This is a genomic window from Staphylococcus kloosii (assembly GCF_032139365.1).
GTDB classification, from domain to species: Bacteria; Bacillota; Bacilli; order Staphylococcales; family Staphylococcaceae; genus Staphylococcus; species Staphylococcus kloosii_A.
On sequence record NZ_JAVTDB010000021.1, the window covers coordinates 1 to 23,425 of the forward strand.

At 31.6% G+C, this 23,425-nt stretch carries 25 protein-coding genes; 15 read left to right on the forward strand and 10 right to left on the reverse strand.

The features are described 5' to 3' along the window. Positions 1-543: 543 nt before the first annotated feature. Positions 544-1,011, forward strand: a complete 468-nt coding sequence (locus RPL90_RS02305; RefSeq protein WP_313542281.1) for a DinB family protein — start codon at positions 544-546, stop codon at positions 1,009-1,011. 46 nt (positions 1,012-1,057) lie between these two features. On the opposite strand, the gene RPL90_RS02310 is transcribed toward RPL90_RS02305, so the two are convergent. Then, entirely contained in the window at positions 1,058-2,350 is a 1,293-nt protein-coding gene (locus tag RPL90_RS02310; RefSeq protein ID WP_313542283.1) for an aminotransferase class I/II-fold pyridoxal phosphate-dependent enzyme, read from the reverse strand. A gap of 201 nt (positions 2,351-2,551) precedes the next feature. Between RPL90_RS02310 and RPL90_RS02315 the strand changes: the two genes are divergently transcribed. The 5 genes from RPL90_RS02315 (at position 2,552) to pmtD (ending at position 6,047) form a co-directional block, all read left to right on the forward strand. Continuing rightward, the gene (locus RPL90_RS02315) at positions 2,552-2,647 is read left to right on the forward strand and encodes a Trp-rich small protein (protein WP_313542285.1); all 96 of its coding nucleotides are present in this window, start codon (positions 2,552-2,554) and stop codon (positions 2,645-2,647) included. Between the two features lie 271 nt (positions 2,648-2,918). Beyond that, complete coding sequence (locus RPL90_RS02320) at positions 2,919-3,935, forward strand: HoxN/HupN/NixA family nickel/cobalt transporter (protein WP_313542287.1); 1,017 nt, start codon at positions 2,919-2,921, stop codon at positions 3,933-3,935. A gap of 117 nt (positions 3,936-4,052) precedes the next feature. Further along, the gene (locus RPL90_RS02325) at positions 4,053-4,235 is read left to right on the forward strand and encodes an SE1626 family protein (RefSeq protein ID WP_313542289.1); all 183 of its coding nucleotides are present in this window, start codon (positions 4,053-4,055) and stop codon (positions 4,233-4,235) included. A 211-nt stretch (positions 4,236-4,446) separates the two neighbouring features. Beyond that, the gene (gene pmtC / locus RPL90_RS02330; RefSeq protein WP_313542291.1) at positions 4,447-5,319 is read left to right on the forward strand and encodes a phenol-soluble modulin export ABC transporter ATP-binding protein PmtC; all 873 of its coding nucleotides are present in this window, start codon (positions 4,447-4,449) and stop codon (positions 5,317-5,319) included. Continuing rightward, on the forward strand, positions 5,319-6,047 hold the full coding sequence (pmtD, locus tag RPL90_RS02335) for a phenol-soluble modulin export ABC transporter permease subunit PmtD (RefSeq protein WP_313542293.1): 729 nt from the start codon (positions 5,319-5,321) through the stop codon (positions 6,045-6,047). The genes pmtC and pmtD overlap by 1 nt, the downstream gene beginning before the upstream one ends. 109 nt (positions 6,048-6,156) lie before the next feature. Here the strand turns inward: pmtD and RPL90_RS02340 are convergent, their stop codons facing one another. Then, entirely contained in the window at positions 6,157-6,717 is a 561-nt protein-coding gene (locus tag RPL90_RS02340) for a thioredoxin family protein (protein WP_313542295.1), read from the reverse strand. Between the two features lie 164 nt (positions 6,718-6,881). Between RPL90_RS02340 and RPL90_RS02345 the strand changes: the two genes are divergently transcribed. The 3 genes from RPL90_RS02345 to RPL90_RS02355 all read left to right on the forward strand — a co-directional run bounded on the left by RPL90_RS02345 (position 6,882) and on the right by RPL90_RS02355 (position 8,867). After that, positions 6,882-7,376, forward strand: coding sequence for a hypothetical protein (locus RPL90_RS02345; protein ID WP_313542297.1), 495 nt, complete (start codon positions 6,882-6,884; stop codon positions 7,374-7,376). A gap of 85 nt (positions 7,377-7,461) precedes the next feature. Next, complete coding sequence (locus RPL90_RS02350; RefSeq protein WP_313542299.1) at positions 7,462-8,022, forward strand: HAAS signaling domain-containing protein; 561 nt, start codon at positions 7,462-7,464, stop codon at positions 8,020-8,022. Next, positions 8,019-8,867: a DUF4097 family beta strand repeat-containing protein gene (locus tag RPL90_RS02355; protein ID WP_313542301.1), complete on the forward strand. Its 849-nt coding sequence runs from the start codon at positions 8,019-8,021 to the stop codon at positions 8,865-8,867. Before RPL90_RS02350 ends, RPL90_RS02355 begins: the two co-directional genes overlap by 4 nt. Before the next feature lie 58 nt (positions 8,868-8,925). Here RPL90_RS02355 and RPL90_RS02360 read toward each other — a convergent pair whose 3' ends face one another. Next, positions 8,926-9,966 carry a C45 family autoproteolytic acyltransferase/hydolase gene (locus tag RPL90_RS02360; protein WP_313542303.1) on the reverse strand — a complete coding sequence of 347 codons (1,041 nt, stop codon included), beginning with the start codon at positions 9,964-9,966 and terminating at the stop codon, positions 8,926-8,928. Positions 9,967-10,453: 487 nt separating this feature from the next. Between RPL90_RS02360 and RPL90_RS02365 the strand changes: the two genes are divergently transcribed. Next, positions 10,454-10,624: a hypothetical protein gene (locus RPL90_RS02365; protein ID WP_103295289.1), complete on the forward strand. Its 171-nt coding sequence runs from the start codon at positions 10,454-10,456 to the stop codon at positions 10,622-10,624. Between the two features lie 195 nt (positions 10,625-10,819). On the opposite strand, the gene RPL90_RS02370 is transcribed toward RPL90_RS02365, so the two are convergent. Continuing rightward, positions 10,820-11,224 (reverse strand): YolD-like family protein, encoded by a 405-nt coding sequence (locus RPL90_RS02370; RefSeq protein ID WP_313542340.1) that lies wholly within the window; start codon positions 11,222-11,224, stop codon positions 10,820-10,822. A 292-nt stretch (positions 11,225-11,516) separates the two neighbouring features. Beyond that, positions 11,517-12,806 (reverse strand): arsenic transporter, encoded by a 1,290-nt coding sequence (locus RPL90_RS02375; RefSeq protein ID WP_313542357.1) that lies wholly within the window; start codon positions 12,804-12,806, stop codon positions 11,517-11,519. 252 nt (positions 12,807-13,058) lie between these two features. Here RPL90_RS02375 and pglS point away from each other — a divergent pair, with 252 nt between their 5' ends. Beyond that, a complete protein-coding gene (gene pglS / locus RPL90_RS02380) occupies positions 13,059-14,093 on the forward strand; it encodes a 6-phosphogluconolactonase (RefSeq protein WP_313542373.1) in 1,035 nt (344 codons plus the stop codon). Positions 14,094-14,167: 74 nt separating this feature from the next. On the opposite strand, the gene RPL90_RS02385 is transcribed toward pglS, so the two are convergent. The 3 genes from RPL90_RS02385 to RPL90_RS02395 form a co-directional block, all read right to left on the reverse strand. After that, complete coding sequence (locus RPL90_RS02385; protein ID WP_313542393.1) at positions 14,168-15,547, reverse strand: aldehyde dehydrogenase; 1,380 nt, start codon at positions 15,545-15,547, stop codon at positions 14,168-14,170. 106 nt (positions 15,548-15,653) lie between these two features. Then, positions 15,654-16,580 (reverse strand): manganese-dependent inorganic pyrophosphatase, encoded by a 927-nt coding sequence (locus RPL90_RS02390; RefSeq protein ID WP_195709241.1) that lies wholly within the window; start codon positions 16,578-16,580, stop codon positions 15,654-15,656. Positions 16,581-16,626: 46 nt separating this feature from the next. Then, positions 16,627-17,187, reverse strand: a complete 561-nt coding sequence (locus RPL90_RS02395; protein ID WP_313542429.1) for a cysteine hydrolase family protein — start codon at positions 17,185-17,187, stop codon at positions 16,627-16,629. Positions 17,188-17,328: 141 nt separating this feature from the next. On the opposite strand from RPL90_RS02395, the gene RPL90_RS02400 reads away from it, so the two are divergent. Continuing rightward, the gene (locus RPL90_RS02400) at positions 17,329-18,411 is read left to right on the forward strand and encodes a glycosyl hydrolase family 28-related protein (protein ID WP_313542446.1); all 1,083 of its coding nucleotides are present in this window, start codon (positions 17,329-17,331) and stop codon (positions 18,409-18,411) included. Between the two features lie 263 nt (positions 18,412-18,674). After that, positions 18,675-18,770 (forward strand): type I toxin-antitoxin system Fst family toxin, encoded by a 96-nt coding sequence (locus tag RPL90_RS02405; protein WP_313542462.1) that lies wholly within the window; start codon positions 18,675-18,677, stop codon positions 18,768-18,770. A gap of 276 nt (positions 18,771-19,046) precedes the next feature. Here RPL90_RS02405 and RPL90_RS02410 read toward each other — a convergent pair whose 3' ends face one another. Together RPL90_RS02410 and RPL90_RS02415 are read right to left on the reverse strand one after the other, a co-directional pair. Then, entirely contained in the window at positions 19,047-19,850 is an 804-nt protein-coding gene (locus RPL90_RS02410; RefSeq protein WP_313542502.1) for a prephenate dehydratase, read from the reverse strand. A 32-nt stretch (positions 19,851-19,882) separates the two neighbouring features. Then, the gene (locus tag RPL90_RS02415) at positions 19,883-20,947 is read right to left on the reverse strand and encodes a nitric oxide synthase oxygenase (protein ID WP_313542517.1); all 1,065 of its coding nucleotides are present in this window, start codon (positions 20,945-20,947) and stop codon (positions 19,883-19,885) included. Positions 20,948-21,126: 179 nt separating this feature from the next. On the opposite strand from RPL90_RS02415, the gene RPL90_RS02420 reads away from it, so the two are divergent. Both RPL90_RS02420 and nadE read left to right on the forward strand, forming a co-directional pair. Beyond that, complete coding sequence (locus tag RPL90_RS02420) at positions 21,127-22,596, forward strand: nicotinate phosphoribosyltransferase (protein WP_313542533.1); 1,470 nt, start codon at positions 21,127-21,129, stop codon at positions 22,594-22,596. Beyond that, complete coding sequence (gene nadE / locus RPL90_RS02425) at positions 22,589-23,410, forward strand: ammonia-dependent NAD(+) synthetase (protein ID WP_313542561.1); 822 nt, start codon at positions 22,589-22,591, stop codon at positions 23,408-23,410. Before RPL90_RS02420 ends, nadE begins: the two co-directional genes overlap by 8 nt. Positions 23,411-23,425 lie beyond the last annotated feature (15 nt).

A 23,425-nucleotide genomic window follows, 5' to 3' on the forward strand; every position in this document is an offset into this window, starting at 1 on the left:
AGAATAATGTATGAGCAATTTAAGTGCTTATGAAAAGAGGACAATCTAAAGCCAAAATTGAAAACAAAGTAAGACACCGTTTGAAAGAAAAACGTGTTCGAATTATATGAAATTTTAAAAAGACGATTAAACTGATTTTTAGATGGATATGAATAAGGGTTAAAGGAATAACAGCAAAAGATTTATCTATTCTAAATAATTTCTTCATTAAATTTGCGGTAACATGCACAAACATCGAGGTGTTTAGAAATTAGGAATAGTAAGAGGGAGCCTTTTTACAAAAAAGGACATGGCATAGGTTTAAATATTAATCCTAAAAAGATATGGGAAATCATTACTTATATTATTATCAATCATCATTATTATTGTTATTATTTTAATTATTAAGCCGATAGTTTATTGTTTCAAAAAAAAATAACATCAATAATATTTACAAATATATAGACTCTATAAAAGGTAAAGTTAAGTTATTTGATGTAGAATAAAATTAGTAAGTTAATGTTACTTAAAATTACTAATAAAAGAAAGGACGATGTCTACGTTATGACGAAAAAAAACGTTTTTGATGTAATTGAGATGGGCACGAAATATATTGTATCTGTATATGATAAATGGGGAGTAGAAGAGGTGCTTGATTATCAAAATGATGTATTTCCAAATACATTACATTGGCAATATGGTCATGTATTAACCATTTTTGAATCGGCCTTATCACTAAGTGAACAAAATGTAGTAGATATTAATTTGTATTCAAGTCTATTTGGTTATGGAACTAATCCTAAAGATTGGGACTCTGCAGAAGTGCCAGCTATTGATGAAATCATTAAAAATATTAAAACATTACCTGAACGTGCGAGAAACCTAACTGACGTACAACTTGAACAAAAGTTATCAGAAACGATTGCTGGTTGTAATACATTAGATGAATTACTTACTTTAAACGCGGTTCATATACCTTTACATGCAGGTAAAATTGAAGAAATGACTAGAGTTTTAAAATCAGAAAGATAAAAAATTGCGCTTAATGGTTAAATACCATTAAGCGCTTTTTATATAATTAAGTATTTTGTAAATCTTTAATAGCTTTGTCAATAGCATCAAATACATGTGGGATATCGTCTTTTTCTACACAACTAAATGCTATACGAATATCTGTATCGTTCAGTGCGATAATACCAATAGAATATTTCTCGATAAGGTGAACACGTAATTGTTCTGGATCAACACCATGAACTTTTAAAGCCATAAAATAACCAGAGTTAAAGTCATATGGTTGCCAAGATGTTGCATATTTATCATCGTAGACAACGTCTTTAGTTACTTTGTAACGTGCTTCTAATACATCTATATTATGTTGAATTTCTTGGTCGAATTTATCGTTGTTTTCTAATACATATTTAATAGCACTTTGGGATGGCATTGGACCACTTGATATATTACTTCTAATAAGTCCTTTTACTTTGGCCTCTAATACTGATTTTGTAATATCATCATGTAATCCGAAAGTTAGGAAACCTACACGTAATCCCCAAGCGAAAAATTCTTTTGTAGCACCGTCTAAACGAATAGGTAATAAATTATCTAATTGTAAGTTGGTTAATGGTGTAAATAAAGATTGTGTAAATACATCTTCATAGAACAATCCATAATATGCATCGTCAACGACAGCTATAACGTTAGTGCCTCTTTGTGCTAAGTTTTTAATCGCTTCTACAATTGTGTTAGCTTCATCTTTAGTAGGCGTATAACCAGTTGGGTTATTAGGATAGTTAAGTATTAAAATAACTTTTTCTTGATCATAATTATCTAACGTTTTTACTAAAGAATTTGTAGAATAATGACCTTCATCGTCAAAGATTGAATAAGTTTGTATTTCAGCTGCGTGTCTTGTTGAATAGACTAATTTATAATTACCCCAATTGTGATCTGGTAAAAGGATAGTATCTTGACTATCAACGAATAAATCACCGACAAGTGATAAACCATGAGTTAAGGCATTCGTTAATATAGGACGGCTCATTGATGCTTGTGATAAATCAGGATTCTCTTTCAACATCTTTTGTTGCCATAAGTCACGTAATGGTTCTATACCTTGAGGTGGAGCATAAGGAAATATATCATCAGGTTCTAAATGGTTAAAAACGTCATTTAAAGTATCAGCATACATTTTACTATTTTTGTATGTAGCCATACCGATGGTAGCGTTATATTGTGTTGATTTAGCTTCAGCGGATTGTGATAAGATGCCTTTTGGGTAATACATTAATTTACCAAGATCAGATAACATATCCGCAATTTCTGGCTTCGCATTAGATAATTGTTCATTTAAGTCTAAGGCTAAAGGATTCATGTTGGACTCAACCTCTCTTTTACTATTTCATTCTCATTACTTATATTATCTTGAAATGAATTAAAGTTAAAGTCTTCGCACTATTTAATTTAAAAAAATAGAATTTATCAATTAAAATACGAACATACGTTCTGTTTTTATGTTAGAATATGGATAGGCCATCGAAATCCTGCATGTCAAATTTTGTAGGAGGTGTAGTATATGACGTGGTGGCAAGAGGCAATGGCAACTTTATTATCGGGGAGTGTGCTAGTTGTTTTTCGAATTTGGTTAGAACACAAATGGAAAGATAAGTAGTGGCCTTGCACAAAAAAACCCCAAGTCTGGCGCAATCAGACTTGGGGTTTGTGTAGTATAATCTGTGGATACAATTTTAGTGTAGCATTACTTCTATTCTAGTGCAAACAATTCATTTGCGATAAGTTATAATGTACGCTTTTTAAATTATTTATCTCTTTAAAAAGGAATCATACTTGTTTACGGTTGTTGTCAAGTTATACAATAATGCTATTCTTAAAAATATAATTTTAATTAATTACAAAAATTGTTATAGAGAGTGGGTACCTAAGTGAATCTTTTTGGTCAGAATAATATCAGTTGGTTGCCTTATATATTGATAGTCATCTTATTGCATATATTAGGTTTTAGCTTTTTATGGATAGTTGGAAACGAACATCCAATATTAATCGGTATGGGTATTTTAGCATATACTTTAGGTTTAAGACATGCGTTTGACGCAGACCATATCGCTGCCATTGATAATACTGTGCGTAAGTTAATTCAACAACGTAAAGACCCAGCAGGGGTAGGATTTTATTTTTCAATTGGTCATTCATCCGTGGTCTTTATCATGGCTGTGTTGTTAGGAATTTCGGTAACATGGGCAAAGCAAGCATTACCTCATTTTCAAGAAATAGGCGGTACGGTAGGCACGATTGTGTCAGGTGCATTTTTATTATTAATTGGGGTTTTGAATTTAATTATTTTAGTGTCGCTAATTAAACTATTCATAAAACTACGACATCAACATATAAAGAATGAAGAAATTGACGAATTATTAGCGGCAAGAGGTTTCTTAACTAGATTTGTTGGACCGTATTTTAAAATAATTAGCAAAAGTTGGCATGTTTTGCCATTAGGATTTTTATTTGGTCTTGGTTTTGATACGGCGAGTGAAATTGCGTTATTAGCTTTATCTTCTGGTGCTTCTCAACAAGCATTACCATTCATAGGTATTTTAGCGTTGCCTATTTTATTTGCAGCGGGTATGAGTTTACTCGATACATTAGATGGAATATTGATGAAATCAGCTTATAATTGGGCATTCTTTAATCCAGTACGTAAGATTTACTATAATGTGACGATTACTGCAATCTCAGTCGTTGCAGCATTAATTATTGGTATTATCGAATTGTTGCAATTGGCTGCAGATCAATTACATTTAAATAATGCTTTTTGGTCTAACGTGCAAGCTATTAAATTTGATTATTTAGGTTATGTTTTAGTTATTTTATTTATAATTGCATGGCTAATTTCTACATTAGTTTGGAAACTCGGCAATTTTGAAAATAATTGGTCTAAATAATTATTACTTAAATATTAAAACACGTTATTTATTAGTGTACTGGCAAGCTTGTTATATTTACTGAATTTTAAAAATGGTGCTATTTTTGATAAAATGAAAGTGACCGAGGTGAATAAAATGAAGCATCTAACTAAAATATTTGTCATCATCGCTATTGTAGTCTTTATAGCTGGTTATTATTTACAAGCTACTGGTAATGAATCTTCGGGGATAAAATTACTTATCGCTGCAATTTTATTTATGATTTGTGCTTTTATAAATAGAAGAAATGATCGACTTAAGCAACGCAATAAAAAATAAATTTAGTGCTAATGGTAGGGAAGTTAATACTTTTGTATTGTTAGCACTATTTTTATGATAGTATGTAGTCCTAGTTAAAAACTTCATATTAAAAATGTATGTTGTTCTATTTATTTTAAATAAATTTTAATTGTATATTTGAAATTACTAAGATTTAATCTATAATAGTGAACTGTATTAAATACTAAATCATTGTGTCGAGGAGGAACTTATGAAACTGCAGGATATAACTAAAACCTACGGTAGTAACAATGTCTTAGATCATATTGAATTTGATTTTGGAGATAGTAAAATTGTAGGTTTAATAGGTAAAAACGGCGTTGGTAAAACAACTTTAATGAAAGTTATGAACGGCAATATTATTAATTTCAAAGGTAAAGTTGATATTGCTAAAGATGAAAATATAGGTTATTTAATCGAACATCCAAAGTTATACAATAACAAATCGGGTCTTTATAATTTGAAGTTATTTGCTCAAGTCCTAGGTAAAGGGTTTGATAAACAATATGCCAATCGTATTATAGATGCATTTGGTATGCGTGAATATATTAAGAAAAAAGTAAAAAAATATTCGATGGGTATGAAACAGAAACTTGCAATTGCAGTTTCTTTAATGAACAAACCAAAGTATTTAATATTGGATGAACCAACGAATGGTATGGATCCAGATGGTTCAATTGATGTGCTAACAACGATTCAATCCTTAGTAAATGATTTAGATATGAAAATTCTTATCTCTAGTCATAAATTAGAAGATATTGAGTTAATTTGTGATAGAGCAATATTTTTAAGAGATGGTCAATTTGTTCAAGATATTAATATGAAGCAGGGGACTACTTCCGATTCTACAGTTGTAAAAGTAGAAGCTGCAGATTTTGAAAAAACATTGTCTTATATGAACGACCATAGTGATTTCATTCAATCTGACCAAACTGCAAATGAAATTATATTAAAAGCACAAAATAATTATCAATCATTATTAAAAGGTTTAGCAAGTGTTGACGTTTATCCAACATATATTGAAACACGTAAGAGCTCGCTACGTGACACTTACTTTAATATCAACCAGAGAGGTGGCCAATAATGAACAGTATTCAATTGGTAAAATATGACATCTATAGTATTTTGAGAAGTCCGCTTACTTATTTAGCAATTGTTTTAACTTATCTTGCATTAGGTGGTATGACAGCACTATTTATGCAGCAACTAGATAAAGTTAATGGTAATACTATTTTATCTATTGGTAGTTGGTTTTTCTCAATCGTTGGTTTACTATTTGTAATCAAAACAATTACACGTGATATTTCACAAGGGACAATTCAATTATTTATGAATAAAAAAGGTAGCCGAATTGGTTACTTAATAGCAAAAGTTATTTCAATTGTTTTAATTGCTATAATTATGACAGCCTTATTAACTATTTTTGTCTTAGTAGTTCAAAACATTTGCGACGGTAAAAATGTTGAAACTAACAAGTTTTTAGAACTATTAGTTTTTTACATTGTGTTCCATCTGTTTTATGGCATATTGTTATACTTATTCTCATTAATTGTGCCCAAAACGGCATTGATTTTTACATTAGGCATATTTTTAGTATTTATCGTACCTTTTGCTGAGCCCTTTATTCCTATGATTCCTAAAATAGGTGACAACATTCATGATTCACTTAAATATATACCGTTTAGTTATTTAACAGATAAAACAACTTCTGGAGATTATACATTTACGCATTGGCAATGGTTTATTTCTAGTGCGTCAATCATAATATTATTTGTTATCAATCTATTTTACGTGGCTAAAAAGGATATTTAACAGGTACAGCTAATAGGGAAAAAGCCCGTTAGATTAAATAATCTAACGGGCTTTTAATTATTATTAGTCGTTAACATCGATATTATGCTTTACGCATATCAATTATAAGTTATTTATGAAGTAGCTGTTCTATTATTGAATCGTAAACTGCTTTCCATAATTGAGAGTCAGTTTTATAACGATTAGCGATAATAGCATGAACTTCATTTGATTTTTCCTCAAAAGAAGGATCATCTTTTGAAGGTAAATGCGCTCGACTTTCATCAACAAATTTTTGTGCTTGTCTTGCGCGCGGTCCCCACACCGTTTCTTGTTGATCATCGTCATTTAAAAATACGAAAATTGGAATACTACGTGCAGTTCCATTCGTTAAATATTGGTCGATTAAATTCGTATCATCATCACGATGGAAAACACGAACCTCTAAGTTTAACTGTTCAGTAATATTTTTTAATATAGGGAGATTCATCATGGCATCTCCGCACCAGTCTTCCGTAATAACTAATACTTTACTATAATTTAATGACTTAATTTTTGTAAGTCTATCATCGTCTTCAGGCAGTGAAAATGATTTGTAAATAGTAAGTAAATCTTCTTTATTTTCACTCATTTGTTCAATATAGTCGTTGAGTGGTTGACTATCATTAAAATAAGTTTTCAAGCTTGTCATTATGTAACCCCCTTTAGATATTGATGTTATTATAGCAAATTAATATATTATGTGGAATTATTTAAACTTTAAAAAATACCTTTTTAAATTAACGAATTAGGTTGAGAGATGCAACTGAAAAGAGGCTATGCTATATTAAAATTATAAGGGCGGAGTGTGAAATATTGATGAACAAAAATTTATATATCAAAATAATGATATTTATAATTTTTCTTGTTCTAAGCATCGTTGGATTAGTAATTGGCCAACATATAAAAGATGAAAAATCGACTGATTTATCCTCTTTTGAAATAGATGGTATAACTGTAGGTGATCAATTTCAACAATCAGGATATGAAAAGAATAATAAAATAAAGTTGGATAGATTTACTTTTTATAATAAAGTAAATCATCCTAATATAGTAGTTAAGATTGCTAAGAAATCTAAAGATGTAATAGGAATTACTTTAACCGAAGATCAAGGTATTAAAACAATCGATCATTTACACATTAATGATTCTTTCAAGGTACTTAAGCGTAAGTTAGGTTGTAACTTTACTGAACGTAAAGTAGGAAAGGGATATAAATTGATTCTTTATGTGGATAAAACCCATCATATTAAATTATCCGTGGTTATTAAGAATGAAAAAATTAAAAAGTTTGAGTTTTATAAACAATAATAGACTTAATAAATAACTGGAAATTATAGTGTTTAGTAAGGTAAGACTAGTTAATATAATCTAATTTTAAACGGCGGTTGGTATTATGGATAAAATTACTTTTTTGAATGAACTCGAGCAAGAACTCAATCATTTACCTAGAAAAGATAGGGATAAAAAAATGTATGAGTACGAAGAGTATTTTTTTGAAGAAGAGCAAAAAGGTAAAAATGAATATCAAATTATGGGTGAGTTAGAATCACCAAAAGTGATTGGAAAAGAAATAATGGCCCAAAATGCTATTAGCTATGCTGAGTATAGAACAAATGCGCAAACTATCTTTAAAGCAATTATGGCTTCATTAGGAATGGGGATCGTCTCATTGCTTATTATTTTGATTCCTATGGTTTTTGTTGCCTTTTTTATGTTTATATTGTTATTAATCGCTTTGTTACTTTTTATTTCACCAGTTTTACTTATTGTACACGGACTAATTAATGGCAATATTAGTTTAGCAGTTAGCAATTATTTATTTGCCTTTTCTTACTCAGGGCTAGGTATCGTATTATTTGTGTTGATTTTAAAACTAGCTGAGTTAGTCTATCGTATTATTTTAAAATATTTACGATGGAACATAAAAAACATTAAGGGAAGTGCAGTTAAATGAAGAAGCTATTCATCAGTGGATTGGTGTTGTTTGTTATTTGTTTTTCACTGGCATGCATTTCCTGGTTTACATTTGAAAAACAAGATAATAAAACGAATAAAACGCATGAAAACTTTGACCATAAAACTATTAACTATTTAAATGTAAATACTAAATTAGCTAAAGTTAATGTGAAACACGGTAAACGTTTGGCAATCAGTTATAAAGGTACGAAAGATATTAAAGTTGATAAGCAGAATGGTAATTTGAAAATTAATGAAATTAATAACAATGAAGACCATTATGGATTGAACTTTAATCCTTTTAAAAAAATGGATAGTGAATTAACGATTACTGTACCTAAAAAGCAAGAAAAATCATTAAACATGTATTTAAATTCGGAAACAATTAATATTAGTGACTTAAATTTGAGTAGAGTCAATATAAAAACGACTTACAGTGGAGGCGATGGTTTATTCGTGAAAAATACGCAGTTTGAAAACTTAAAATATCGTTCTAAATCCGCGCCAGTGTATTTAAATAATTGTGTTATAAAAAATAGTGATATTAAAACAACAAGAGAAATTAATATAAAAGATTCACTGTTAAAAAGTGCGATTTTATTATCAAAACATAGCAATATTAAATTGACTCATATGAAAAGCGCTTCTGATATTAAAGCATCGACTAACGAAGGAAATATTTTGATGTCTTATGCAACGAAACCTAAAGATACTTTGTTAAAATTAAATCCTGATGACGGTAAAGCGCAAGTAGATAATAAATATTTTAAAAATGGTAAAGTCGGCAATAGCGATAATGTTTTAGAATTTTATACAAATTCAGGTAATATTCATATTAAATAATAAAAAATGCTCTTTTCAAAGTACGTATTAGCGTATTGCTTTGAAAGGAGCATTTTAATTAATAAGTGGCAAAGGTTAGCTCTGTGTCTATGTGACCTGTAAAATTTTGTAGTTCTAGTGATTGACCATCTAACCAATGTTGGAAATTAAAGTGTGTAGGCTTATTATTTTCACCTAAAGCAATCCAAGCCGACATGGATTGTGGTTCATACATACTAGTATGTATTGTGCCAGACCAACTATTAAATAATTTGCTGTAGATTTCGTTATCTGGATTATTAAAAAGTTTAAACGCCTCATACTTTGAGAATTGCTCTGGTGAGTGGGCGATAAGCCTATCTAAACGGTTTGAGGATTCTTTTGTATAGTTTCTATTTTCGTGTGTGAGCAATTTGAAATGATTAGTACATGTTTTATCATATCTAACATCTATACCTCTCGGTGTTACTTCGACGATAGCGTGATTTAAATTTTTATCCGTCACAATATAGCTGAAAGAACTTCTATGTGGTAATGATTTTAACAATTGGATTGCTTCGGGAACGTCCTTACAATATTCTAATACTAAGCGTCCGATCATATAACAGACGAAACCGTCACCAGGATGTTTACGATGCATAAAATTATATGCCATAACTAATCCTGCTTCGTTCATGCCATCCATACGACCTGTAACGCGTGAAGTAGGACCGATTTGTGCTAGACCACCATCATTCGGTTGGAATAATAAATAACGTGCATCATATGTTGCCGGATGATAATCATAGTTTCTAACCATATAATCATTGCCGAGAAAGACAGTACAACCACTATTTTTTAATGGTGTAAAACGATAGTGTGCAAAGTTTAAGATCATCTGGCGAGTAGGTAAATTTAATACTTCTTGCATCCCCATAATTTCCTCCCATATATGCGGCGCATAATGTTGAAATATATTATATGTTTCATTGATATTGATATCAAAGCGTGGCATACGTTTACGCCATTCTTGTTCTCTATTTTTTAAGAGAGGGGTTTGTTGCATCCATTGAGCAGTTCTAATTCCTAAATCAAAATGAGAACCTCTATGGGTCATTATGTCTGATTTTACATCTTGCATGATTAACTACGCTCCTATCGTTACTTTATATGACAAAATTGTAACTTTAATGTAATTTTATATTAATTGCAATTATTAAAAGTTGTGTATATGATGAATATAACATCGATGATAAATTATTTATTAACTCTTTGAGGTGATATTATGAGAGATTATTATGATGCAGTTAAATCAGCAGTTGCAACTTGGTGGAACAACTAAAAATATTTAAAACAAACGGCTACTTGTATAGTAGTCGTTTTTATTATGTCCCTGATTAATAATAATATCGCTATTTTTTAATTTATGATATTATATAAATGCTAAACAAAGTATCGAATATTATACCTTTAACAGCAATATACTTTTAATAGTTTAAGCATATCATAGAAGATGATGTTTTTTTACTAGAATATATATACTAAATAATGGGTATACTTTTATTGATGCTTTTAAGTATGCTATCATTAATGATAGCGATGTTAATAAATTATTGAGGTGAATCAGAATGTTGAATTTTATTAAAGGTTTAATTAAATTTGTACTAGGTACAATCTTAACTGTATCACTTTTAGCTGGTGTTGGTGCAGTAGTATTTGCTTATATTTTCAAAAAAGACTTTGAAGATATTGAAAGTAAAACAAAAGAAATTGTATCAGATATTGAAGCTAATAATTAATTATAAAAATAGAACACGTGATGTGTTCTATTTTTTTGTATAATTTTAGAGTGTCTATGAAATTTACTAATACGGTGTTGCTATTTGTTCATCTTTAAAATGCTTAATGCTAATGTAATCAATGAAAAACCACACGAAAACAATTGCAATAAATAAGTTGGGTAAATAAATTATTCAATATGTTATTTATTAGTACTAAAGTTGTTGTATCTTCGTAACGTCTAATAGTGGAATTTTAATGTCTTCACTATCATTATGTGTTACGCCAGTAAGATACATATTTATCATATCAATGTGTTTTATCGTTAATGACAATGATTTGAGCCAACCTGCTTGGTAGTACTCAAGTTGCACCGGTCGGTTGTTGTGCAAAGACTGATGTAAATGAATATTTAAGTCATTTAATTGATCGTCCGATAAGATAGGGCGGTCAATTTTATTTTGATCAATGATATAGTTTTGAATTGTTTCAAACTGTTCGGGCAGCGTGGCAAAGGGTGCCCACTTAACCATGCCTCTACCCATAGGAATATCTTTACATAGATATTCTCTTGGAATCTTTCTATAATCAGTTTCGTGTTTATATTTATCTGGAATCATCGAATCACCTCACTACAATAATAGAACATATGTTCGTATTAATGCAAGTACTTTTCAGAAATAGTAAAAGAAATATTGAAAGAACTTTTGATATGGCAATAAATTAAAGTTCTACCAATAAAAATTAAGAGTCTGAGACATCATATTGTCTTCAGACTCGAACAATAGATGACTGAATTGAACATGCGCTTATATCAAGTTACTGTCAACGCTAGTCATCTTTGCCGGGAAAGGGCTACAAAAGCTTCTTATAAAAATAAGATTTTTGTCCCGCCCGCTAAAAATATATGATTTAAAAAAGTATGAGTGTTAAGTATAAACTTAATAAAGTAATAAATAGCACAGGTAACGTAATGACGATGCCTGTTTTAAAATAAGTACCCCACGATATCTTGATACCTTTATTAGTGAGGACATGTAACCATAGCAATGTAGCTAAGGAGCCAATTGGTGTAATTTTAGGACCTAAATCTGATCCTATAACATTTGCATAAATCATACCTTCTTTAACCATATTCGTAACGTTTGCTTGGTTAATGGCAAGTGCATCGATTAATACAGTTGGGAGGTTATTCATGATGGATGATAAGAACGCAGAAATAAAACCAGTGCCTATAATACTAAGAAATAAATTATGATTAGAAATAAATGTTAATACATTGCCTAGTAGATGAATGATGCCTACATTTTTCAAACCGAAGACAACAAGATACATACCGATAGAGAAAATAACGATATTCCATGGTGCTTCTTTTAATATCTTTTTAGTATGCACTGCCTGTGATTTACGAGCTAATAATATAAAAATAAAAGCTACACATAGGGCAATAAATGAAACGGGTATGTGCGCAAATTCACTGATTAAATAACCTGCAAGTAAAAGTGCCAATACGATCCAAGAAACTTTAAACAAGCGATCATCTTTAATGGCAGCGCGAGGGTTTTCAATTTGTTGTGCATCGAATCGAAGCGGTATCGAACGTTTAAAGTAAAGCCATAAGATGGCTATACTCGCTAACAACGCACTTAAATCAGGTAGTATCATGCGACTAAAATATTGCATGAAAGAAATATTAAAATAATCAGCAGACACGATATTAACTAAGTTACTAATCGTAAAAGGTAATGAAGTGGCATCTGCAATAAACCCACTTGCAATAACAAATGGAAAGATTACTTTTTTATTAAAACCTAATGTACGTACGATGGCTAAAACAATTGGCGTTAAAATAAGCGCAGCTCCATCATTAGCAAAAAAAGCAGCTACAACTGCTCCAAGTAACATAATATAGATAAACATTTTAATACCATTGCCACGTGATGCCTTAACCATATAGACAGCAGACCATTCAAAAAAACCAACAGTATCTAAAATTAAAGAAATTAAAATAAGTGCAACAAAAGTTAACGTAGCATTCCACACAATTTGTGTTACTTCAACAACATCTGCAAAATTAACAACACCTGTTAGTAAAGCAAGGCAAGCGCCAATCATAGCACTAATACCTATATCTAGTCCTTTCGGTTGCCAAATGACTAAGACGAGAGTTAAGACAAAAATGATAATTGCCAAAAATGTCATGATTAGATTCACCCGATTTCGTAGTTTTAACAGTGCTCAGGCACCGACGAATTTTCTTAATATGAGCATGAAAAACGATGCGATTTAACTTACATAGATTAACATCGTAACGTTAATTTGTCTATTTGAATAGTAATGAACAATGCTTGCTATAAAAGTTTATAGTTAAATGGTTAAGTATGAGATTTAATTAATTGTTATTCTTAGCTAACTTTAATAAAATGAAGTTATATCAATAATGGAGGGGTTTTCATGGCAACAATAGGTTATGTTGGTTCATATACTAAAAAAGAAGGAAAAGGCATTTACCGTTTTGAGTTAGATGAAGTGTCAGGTAAAATCGCTACAATAGAGACTGGATATGAAGTTGAAGCTTCTACATACTTAACTCAATATAACTCATATTTATATGCCATTACTCGAGAAGGAGACGATTGCGGTATCGCAAGTTTCAAAATCGGTGATAATGGTCAGCTAACTTTAATAAATAAATGTCTTGAATCTACTGCTGGAACAGGTTGTTATGTGTCAGTTTCTCCAAACGGCCAATTTTTATTTGAATCTGTTTATGGCGCAGGATTAGCGCGTATATATGAATTAGACACGACGACAGGAAAAGTAGTCAAACTTATACAAGAATTACAACATACTTATCCTGTGGGACCTAGTGAGAGACAAGAGCATCCACATGTACATTTATTAGATACGACGCCTGATAATTATGTAGTGGCTATGGATCTAGGAACTGATAGAGTAGTGACTTATCAATATGGGGAACAAGGTTTGACTGAATATGCTGTGACTCAATTTGAACCGGCGGATGGCCCACGTCATATTACATTTAACGCTAATAATGAATACGCTTATGTCGTACATGAATTATCAAATATTGTCAGTGTAGTTAGTTATCAAGACGGTAAATTTAAAGAAGTCGAAAGACATAGCACAATACCTGAAGATTTTACAGGAGATACAAAATTAGCTGGAGTCAGACTTTCTCGAGACCAACAGTTTTTATATATAAGTAATAGAGGACAAGACAGTATAGCAATTTTTAAAGTATCCAATGATGGTTCATCTCTTGAGTTAGTTAATTTTACGCACAGTGGTGGAGAATTCCCACGTGACTTTAATATAACAAATTCGGATGACTTTCTTGTTTGTGCACACCAAGAAGGCGACTATGCATTAACGGTATTTAGGAGAGATAAAAATACTGGCGAATTAACTCAAATCGATAACCATGCCGCAGCGGCAGAAGGTGTATGTGTTAAATTTTTACAATAAAAAGTTGGATAGTAAAACTAACCATTACATAAAAAAGAGCAACTCATCTTGAGTTGCTCTTTTTTTAGTAGTTACTATTTATTAAAGAACGTTTTAATATATTTAAATTTACCTTTATAAGGAGGGAAGATAACACTAGATTCTAAACGTGTAGTTTTGAAAATGTAAGATTTATCATGACTAAACGTATTGAAACTATATTTGCCGTGATACTGGCCAATACCAGAATTTCCAACGCCTCCAAATGGTAAATTTGGATTAGCAATGTGCATCAATGTATCGTTAATGGCACCACCACCGAATGAAAGTTCGTTTAATACACGTTCAGTAGCATTTTCATCTTCGCTAAATAAATATAAACTCAGTGGTTTCGGTTTAGATTGAATGAATGCTAATGCCTCATCAAAGTCTTCATAAGTAACAATTGGTAATAACGGACCGAAAATCTCCTCTTGCATTATTTTAGCATCAACGTCCACGTTGTCTATAATTGTTGGTGCAATATATAAAGTATCTTTATTTGTAGTACCACCAAAAACAATATTATGCTGTTGTTCTGTTAACAACTCAGTAAGTCTTGAAAAATGACGTTCATTAACGATACGGCCAAAATCTTCAGATTGTTGTACATCTGTACCATAAAATTCAGATATTGTTGCTTTCAGCGCGTTGATTAAATTATATTTAATCGATTTTTTAACTAATATATAGTCGGGCGCTATGCAAGTTTGGCCAGCATTAGTGAATTTACCAAAACAAATACGTTCACTTGTAACTTTGATGTTAGCAGATTCATCTATAATGACAGGGGATTTGCCACCTAATTCTAATGTTACTGGCGTTAAATTATTACTAGCAGCTTGATAAACAGAACGGCCGACATTTTCACTACCAGTAAAGAAAATATAATCAAAAGGTAAGGCTGTAAGTTGTTGTGTCGTTTCTGCTTCACCTTCAATTACAGCTACATATTCTGGGTTGAACACTGCTTCAATAATTTTACGCAAAACTTTAGTGACATGTGGTGTGAATTCAGACGGTTTAATAATGGCTGTATTACCTGCAGCAATTGCACCTATTAAAGGTTCAATCACCAGTTGAAGTGGGTAATTAAAAGGCCCAATAATTAATACGGTACCGTATGGTTCTTTCATAATATAACTTTTAGCTGGAAACATAAATAAAGGTGTATTAACTTGTTTGCGTTTAGTCCAATTTTTAAGTTCTTTGCGTGCTAACTTAATACTTTTCAAAACGAAACCAATTTCAGTAGCAAAGGCCTCAACTTTGTTTTTACCTAAATCAGCATTAAAAGCTTCTAATAACTCAGTTTCGTAATTTTTAATACTCTTACTCAAGTTTTTTAATTGTTGTTTACGAAACTTAACATCTTTCGTCACATGCGTTTTAAAATATTGTTTACTTTGCTCAAAAGTTTGTTCGACAGAGTTCAAAGTTATTCCTCCCGTATGAAAATAAAATAGCACGTATAAATTTATAAAAACTGGGACATTGCTATGTCCCAGTTATCATCAAAATTATAAACAAGCTTTAACTTGATTAGCTTAATACGTCAGTAATTTGTGGTACGACTTGTTTTTTTCTTGAAACTACACCAGGTAAAAAGGCAGTACCATTTTCAAGTGTAACATTAAATGCTTCTCCAACTTTATCCTTATCGTCACCGATAACTAAAATTTTAGAGTCGCTATTAATAATGTCTGTAACTAAAAGTACAAATAAATCATAATTTTCTTCATTATTTGCTGCTAACATTGCAGTTTCAAGTTCATCATGTCTGTCGAATACTTCGTCAATATCAACAGTATTTACTTGACCAATACGTGTAACATGGCTGCCCATATTAAATGATTTGGCATCTAACGATAATAATTCTTCGGCACTTTTATCTACCGTTGAAGCACCTGCTTTTAGCATTTCTAAGCCATAAGATTCTAAATCAATGTTCGCAATAGATTTTAATGCTTCTGCAGCAGCTACATCTTCTTCAGTACAAGTTGGAGATTTGAATAATAAACTGTCAGAAATAATTGCAGAAATCATTAATCCAGCAATTTCTGGTTTAATTTCAAAGCCACGCTCTTGATACATTTTGTATAAAATCGTTGCTGTACAACCAACTGGTTCAGCACGATAATATAATGGAGCAGCAGTTTCGAAATTAGCAATTCTATGATGATCGATAACGTGTTGGATAGTTGCATCTGCAATAGTATCAGCACTTTGTTGGAACTCGTTATGGTCAACAAGAATAACGTTTTGATCTGCTAAGTTATCATTAAGTAACTCAGGCGCTTCAACTTTGAAATAATCTAAAGCGTATTGAGTTTCTGGTCCAACTTCACCTAAACGAAATGCTTGTGCTTCGTTGTTTCCAGTTTGAGCTTCAAAATCTGACATAATAATAGCTGATGAAATAGCATCAGTATCTGGATTTTTGTGTCCGAAAATATAAGTTTTAGCCATAAATCAATTCTCCTTAAAAAATTAGTTTCTATCATTTTAGCACGATTTAAGACTGATATTCTACATAAGCACCTAAGGAATTTTTAAAATGTTCTAACGCCCACGTGTGACCTGTTTGATTGAAAGAGGCTACCCCTTGAGATGAAATAAATAAATTATAGCCTAAATTATATGCAGTTATCGCAGTATGTAATACACAAATATCGGTACAAACGCCTACAATTTCAATGCTGTCGATGTGACGCTCGCGCAACATTAAATCTAAAGCAGTGCCACAAAAAGAGTCATAACGTGTCTTGTCTAGAAAATGTACATGGCCACTAAATTGAATTTTTTGATAAATATCATTCACTTTGCCATAAAGTTCTCGACCGGGCGTACCGATAATATTGTGTGGCGGAAACAATTTACTTTCAGGATGTTGATGGTTATTCTCGAAATGTAAATCCATCATAATGAAAATAGGTTGCTTTTGATTATTATATTTTTCAATTCTAGAAACAATATAAGCTTCTAAATTTTGTGCTGGTTGACCACAAGTTAAATTGCCATTGTCAGCCACAAAATCATTTGAATAATCTACTACTATTAATGCCTTGTTTGCCATAATAATATTTACACCTCATTAGTTAAAAATGTTTTACAATAATATAGTTAGTAGCATAACTTATATAGTAATAATAAGCGAGTTTATTTTGTTTAAAATAGGAAATGTGAATTGAGAAGATAAAATAGGGAGGTACTAGGATTGGACATTGACGCGCGCGAATTTGGTTTGAAAGGACAAAATGCTAAAAAAGATACAGCGGCCTTACAAAAAGCACTCAATTTTGCTAAAAAGCATTTCGGTACTACTATAAATGTACCCAGCGGTGAATATTATATAAAAAAAGCGTTAGTTATATATTCAGGTACGACATTAAAACTTGAAAATAACACAGTATTAAAACGCCAAGGCAAAGATGCGTTAATAAAAAATGGTAAAAGACCTCATCGTTACTATGGATATAACGGTAATAGTTATATAACGATAGTCGGTGGCACGTTAGATATGAATGGTAAGCTAAAACCTTTTAATAATACTGCGATGTGTATCGGACATGCGCAAGAAATCACCATTACTGACGTCACGGTTAAAGATGTTGTTGGTGGTCATGCCTTAGATGCCTGTGGTGTTAATGGATTACATATCAGCGATTGTCGTTTTGTCGGCTTCAATGACTTAAAAGGAGATAGGGGTTTTTCAGAAGCGATTCAATTAGATATTCAAGTTAAAGGTGCATTTCCGAAGTTTGGTGCAACGGATGGTACTATAACTAAAAACGTTATCATTGAACGATGCTATTTTGGGAATTCTACGACTGAAGATATGCAACCATGGAATAGGGCGATTGGTTCACATGCAAGTCGTTATAACCAATATTATGAAAATGTACATATCCGATATAATATTTTTGAAGATCTACAATACTATGCTTTAACACCTTTAAAATGTAAAAATATCTATATTCATCATAATTTATTTGAACATTGCCAAGGCGGTATACGGTATTTAGGTATAAAAGACGGTAAAAACGCTAAAGATCTTGAAGGTATAGAGCAGCCGTCTCAAGCGGGAGAAAATTTAAATATTTATCACAATGAATTTAAGGGCAAAATGAAATATGACGCTATACATGTAAGAAATTATAATGATGTGAAACATAGGCTTGTGATGATAGCACAAAATAACTTTTCTGAAGTATCACAAACAATTCATGCAGAAGATATAGAACAGTTTATTATTCAAGATATTGATGAACGACGAATGAAGAGAATTAATATTAGTTAAATTACAATAATAAAAGTACGCAAAATTTGGTGATAATTTCACTTACATGGATAATTAAATAAAATATTTCTAAGCTACTCATTTACTGAATTTTATAGGAAATGTGTAGCTTAATTGTTTTAAATTCTAACAACGGGAGTGGTGCAAAAACGGCTGTTACTTATGCACGCTTATTGAAATATACCTGTGTAGTTACAAATGATATAATAATGAAGTCGCCTATCTCCCAGGCGTCAATTTGACGTAGGGAGGAGGTGTTGTTCATGTTGGATTTCCTTGTTCACAATATGACCGTAGTCATCAATGGTTGTATTATTGCGTTATTTACGCATTGGCTGCGTAATCGTAATGACAAATAGGCGACAAATAGCCACACCAAAAATCCCCTCACTATTTGCGGTAGTGAGGGGATTGGTGCATCCATATTGGATTCCTTGTTAAGCACATTATAACATCGTAGCGGCTAAGAATGCAAAGTTACTAAAATATTCACTTTTAATCATAATAGTTTTAAATCGAACAACAGTTGAAATCAGCTTGTTTATAAAAAAGTGACTCGCTTTATTACTAAAAACTTCTAAAGTTACATGCTGAATCAGTTCAAATTAATTACACTTGCTTTTTTGTAGTTCAGTTTAATTTATTTTATTGAAAGAACCGATGATTTTTACTTGGAAATCTAATGTACTTAGTATGGTTACGACTTTGTCTAAATTAGCACCTGTAGGCACATCTGCTTGAACAAAAAAGTGATACATGCCTAATTGCGTTTTAAGCGGACGTGATTCAATCCAAGATAAGTTAATATTAAATAATGCGAAAGTATTTAATATGCTAGCTAGTAATCCGGGCTTATCATATTCAGGCGTAATCAACAACATAGTGTCAGAAGCATCATCGATATGTTGCGGTTCGTTACTAACAACTAAAAAACGTGTGACATTATGTGGATAATCTTGAATATTTTTTTCAATTGGAGAATACCCATAAGCTTCACCGCTACCAAGTGGTGCTATAGCACCCACGCCAGGTTTGATATGATCCAAACTTTTGATAGTACTATCCACGTAATCATAGTTAAAGTTGTGTTGTTGTATATAATTGCTTGTCTGACTAATTGCGGGAGCGATGGAATAAACTTTTTCGATACTAGAAGCATCTGCATTGTCCCTACCGTATAGCGCAAATTGTATGTCTAAATGAATTTCGCCTTTAGCATAAATATTTTCTTGCGTTAATCCGTCGGCTACTATGTTTATCGTACCTTCAATCGAGTTTTCGATTGGAACGACAGCGACGGCATTATTATCTTTTGATACCGCACTAACAACTTCATATAAATTAGATTTTGGAATATATGTCGCTTCGTCTTCGGTTAAATATTGTTGTGCTGCTAAATAGGAAAAAGTTCCTTTAGGTCCTAAATAATATAAATTCATAATTTTTACTCCTCAAGTTCAATGAAATAGTGTTAATGAAAAGGACAACCGGTTGATTGTGCTTTTTTGTAATGAAAATTTGGATCTTTCATAATATTTGAATAACCATGGTGATAATTCGAAACCAGTGTAGGAGATAATGAAGGAACTAACCATGACCATTTTCCTGTCACTTCTCTTTGACGTTTCGCTTCATTTTTTTCGAAAACTTCAAATTGTCTTGAAGCGGTTAAATGATCAACGATAGAAACGCCTGCCTGCTTAAATGAATGATAGACTGCATAATTTAATTCGACTAAAGCACGGTCTTTATTAAATGAATTATTTTTAAGTGTATCAAATTCAAAAGCGTGTGCAACAGTTTCCAATAAATTGTAACGATAAACGTCTGTAAAATTTCGAACGGCTATTTCATTGACCATATACCAACCGTTAAATGGGGCAGTAGGGTAAGTAATACCGCCAATCTTTAATTCCATATTTGAAATTATTGGTACTGCATACCATTTTAAACCTAGTTGTTTTAATTTTGGAAATTGATCATGTTCAATAGTTATTTCTTTAATTATTTCTTTTGGATAGTCGTGATAACTCATTGCACCATTGGGGAATTTATAAATCAATGGCAACACATCAAATTGTGTATGTTGACTAGTCCATCCTAAATGTTCTGCTAAACGAGTAACTTCTTTTTCTGCGGGATCTCCACAATCAGTATAACCTGCATACCGAATTAGTTGATTATTATATATTCTTGGTGGATGCTCTGGATGAAATATTGTAATGTAAGGCTTGATTTTGCCATTATTTGTAGCTTGGATAATATGATTTTCGATTGTATTGATAAAGTCCTGTTCTTGATTTATATCGCGTGCATCTTTAACTGTTAAAGATTGCCAGTAAAATCTACCTATACAACGATTTGAATTACGCCATGCCATTTTTGCACCGTATTCAAGTTCTTGCTGAGTATGATAATAAGTACCAGTTTGAATAATTTCGTTTTCAACTTCTTTTAATCTTTGTGTAATAGTATCAGGTTCAAAATCTAATTCAGTGTACATTGTTTTAATAAAATTTTTCGCTTCGTTTAACATATTCACACCTCAATCATATTATAATTCATGTCTTAAAAGATAAATAATAATAAAACAAAATGTCATCAATTTGTCGCAAATCATGTCATTTAAAACGTACATTTATCCATGTTATTTAAGGTGCTTTAATATCCTTATTTATGATAAAATGGGAAAAAAGGTCGAATGGAGAGGTTACCGTGTACCAATATAAAGATGACACGTTTACATTACATAGTGATTTATATCAAATAAATATGGCAGAAACATACTGGAATGACGGGATACATGAAAGATTAGCGGTCTTTGATTTATATTTTAGAAATATGCCATTTAATAGTGGATATGCAGTATTTAATGGCTTAAAACGTGTAATTGACTATATTAATTCTTTTCAATTTTCACAAACTGACATTGATTATTTAAAATCAATTGGTTATAAAGAAGATTTTTTAAATTATTTGGCAACTTTAAAATTTACCGGCAACATCCGTTCAATGCAAGAGGGAGAACTATGCTTTGGTAATGAGCCGCTAATTAGAGTAGAAGCACCATTAATTCAAGCACAATTAATAGAAACGATGTTACTTAATATTGTTAACTTTCATACTTTAATTAGTACTAAAGCAAGTCGTATCAGACATGTTGCTAATAACGATACATTGATGGAGTTTGGTACGCGTAGAGCGCAAGAAAGAGACGCAGCATTGTGGGGAGCGAGAGCAGCTTATATAGGTGGATTTAATTCTACTAGTAATGTGCGTGCAGGTAAGTTATTCAATATACCAGTTTCAGGTACACATGCACATGCTATGGTACAGGCTTATGGCGATGAATACGTAGCATTTAAAAAATATGCTGAACGTCATAAAGATTGCGTCTTTTTAGTCGATACTTTCCATACTTTAAAATCAGGCGTGCCAAATGCTATAAAAGTAGCTAAAGAATTAGGCGATAAAATAAATTTTATTGGTATTCGTTTAGACTCTGGTGATATAGCTTATTTATCGAAAGAGGCACGTGCTATGTTAGATGAAGCAGGATTTACAGAAGCTAAAATTATCGTTTCAAATGATTTGGATGAAGAAACAATTTCTAGTTTGAAAACACAAGGCGCTAGAGTAGATTCATGGGGAGTTGGTACTAAGTTAATTACTGGATATGATCAACCTGCTTTAGGTGCAGTTTACAAATTGGTTGCTATTGAAGATGAAACAGGCAATTATTCAGATAGAATTAAACTTTCTAATAATGCTGAAAAAGTAACAACACCAGGTAAGAAAAATGTCTATCGCATAATCAATAAAAATACGCAAAAAGCAGAAGGCGATTACATTACTTTACAAGATGAAAATCCAGAAGCAACATCCCCATTAAAATTATTTCATCCTGTGCATACTTATAAGATGAAATTTATAAAATCATTTATCGCAAAAGACTTACATCATGATATTTTTAAAGAAGGTAAATTAGTTTATGATTTACCAAATGAACAAGCAGCTCAATCATATTTAAAAGATAGTTTGTCCTATTTTTGGGAAGAAAATAAGCGTTATTTAAATCCACAAGAATACCCAGTCGATTTAAGTACAGCTTGTTGGGAAAATAAACATAAGCGTATCTTTGAAGTAGCAGAACATGTTAAAAAGATGGAGGAAGAACATGAGTAATTTACAAGATATTATCGTGAAAGAAATGCAAGTTAAACCTGAAATTGATAATGAAGTGGAAATGAGAAACATCTTACGTTTTATAAAAAATTATGTGCAATCACATTCATTTATAAAGTCTTTAGTGCTAGGAATTTCCGGTGGTCAGGACTCAACACTAATGGGTAAATTACTTCAAATAGCTGTGACTGAATTAAGAAACGAAAATAGAGAGTGCAAGTTCATTGCAGTTAAATTACCTTATGGACAACAAAAAGATGCTAACGAGGTAGAAGAAGCACTGAAATTTATTGAACCTGATGAAATAGTTACAGTCAATATTAAACCAGCAGTAGACCAAAGTATTGATTCATTAAAAGAAGCAGGCTATACGCTGACAGATTTCCAAAAAGGAAATGAAAAAGCTAGAGAGCGTATGAAAGTGCAATTTGCGATTGCTGCAAATCAATCAGGTATAGTTGTCGGAACTGATCATTCAGCAGAAAATGTAACAGGTTTTTATACTAAATACGGTGATGGCGCAGCTGACATTGCACCACTTTTTGGTTTGAATAAACGTCAAGGACGCCAATTGTTAAAATATTTAAATGCGCCACAACAACTTTATAATAAAATACCGACGGCAGATCTTGAAGATGATAAACCACAGTTACCCGATGAAGAAGCTTTAGGCGTAACTTACGCTCAAATAGATGATTATTTAGAAAATAAAGCCGTGGCAAGTGATGCAAAAGACAAAATAGAACAACATTATGTTAAAAACGCACATAAAAGAGAGTTAGCCTATACCCGTTATAGTTGGCCTAAAAATTAATTTATCGTGACAAAT

Bases quoted from the DNA above. Each gene is read 5' to 3' on its own strand.
- RPL90_RS02305 (WP_313542281.1), top strand. From the start codon at position 544: ATGACGAAAAAAAACGTTTTTGATGTAATTGAGATGGGCACGAAATAT.
- RPL90_RS02310 (WP_313542283.1), bottom strand. From the start codon at position 2,350: ATGAATCCTTTAGCCTTAGACTTAAATGAACAATTATCTAATGCGAAG.
- RPL90_RS02315 (WP_313542285.1), top strand. From the start codon at position 2,552: ATGACGTGGTGGCAAGAGGCAATGGCAACTTTATTATCGGGGAGTGTG.
- RPL90_RS02325 (WP_313542289.1), top strand. From the start codon at position 4,053: ATGAAGCATCTAACTAAAATATTTGTCATCATCGCTATTGTAGTCTTT.
- pmtC (WP_313542291.1), top strand. From the start codon at position 4,447: ATGAAACTGCAGGATATAACTAAAACCTACGGTAGTAACAATGTCTTA.
- pmtD (WP_313542293.1), top strand. From the start codon at position 5,319: ATGAACAGTATTCAATTGGTAAAATATGACATCTATAGTATTTTGAGA.
- RPL90_RS02340 (WP_313542295.1), bottom strand. From the start codon at position 6,717: ATGACAAGCTTGAAAACTTATTTTAATGATAGTCAACCACTCAACGAC.
- RPL90_RS02350 (WP_313542299.1), top strand. From the start codon at position 7,462: ATGGATAAAATTACTTTTTTGAATGAACTCGAGCAAGAACTCAATCAT.
- RPL90_RS02355 (WP_313542301.1), top strand. From the start codon at position 8,019: ATGAAGAAGCTATTCATCAGTGGATTGGTGTTGTTTGTTATTTGTTTT.
- RPL90_RS02360 (WP_313542303.1), bottom strand. From the start codon at position 9,966: ATGCAAGATGTAAAATCAGACATAATGACCCATAGAGGTTCTCATTTT.
- RPL90_RS02365 (WP_103295289.1), top strand. From the start codon at position 10,454: ATGTTGAATTTTATTAAAGGTTTAATTAAATTTGTACTAGGTACAATC.
- RPL90_RS02370 (WP_313542340.1), bottom strand. From the start codon at position 11,224: ATGATTCCAGATAAATATAAACACGAAACTGATTATAGAAAGATTCCA.
- RPL90_RS02375 (WP_313542357.1), bottom strand. From the start codon at position 12,806: ATGACATTTTTGGCAATTATCATTTTTGTCTTAACTCTCGTCTTAGTC.
- pglS (WP_313542373.1), top strand. From the start codon at position 13,059: ATGGCAACAATAGGTTATGTTGGTTCATATACTAAAAAAGAAGGAAAA.
- RPL90_RS02390 (WP_195709241.1), bottom strand. From the start codon at position 16,580: ATGGCTAAAACTTATATTTTCGGACACAAAAATCCAGATACTGATGCT.
- RPL90_RS02395 (WP_313542429.1), bottom strand. From the start codon at position 17,187: ATGGCAAACAAGGCATTAATAGTAGTAGATTATTCAAATGATTTTGTG.
- RPL90_RS02405 (WP_313542462.1), top strand. From the start codon at position 18,675: ATGTTGGATTTCCTTGTTCACAATATGACCGTAGTCATCAATGGTTGT.
- RPL90_RS02410 (WP_313542502.1), bottom strand. From the start codon at position 19,850: ATGAATTTATATTATTTAGGACCTAAAGGAACTTTTTCCTATTTAGCA.
- RPL90_RS02415 (WP_313542517.1), bottom strand. From the start codon at position 20,947: ATGTTAAACGAAGCGAAAAATTTTATTAAAACAATGTACACTGAATTA.
- nadE (WP_313542561.1), top strand. From the start codon at position 22,589: ATGAGTAATTTACAAGATATTATCGTGAAAGAAATGCAAGTTAAACCT.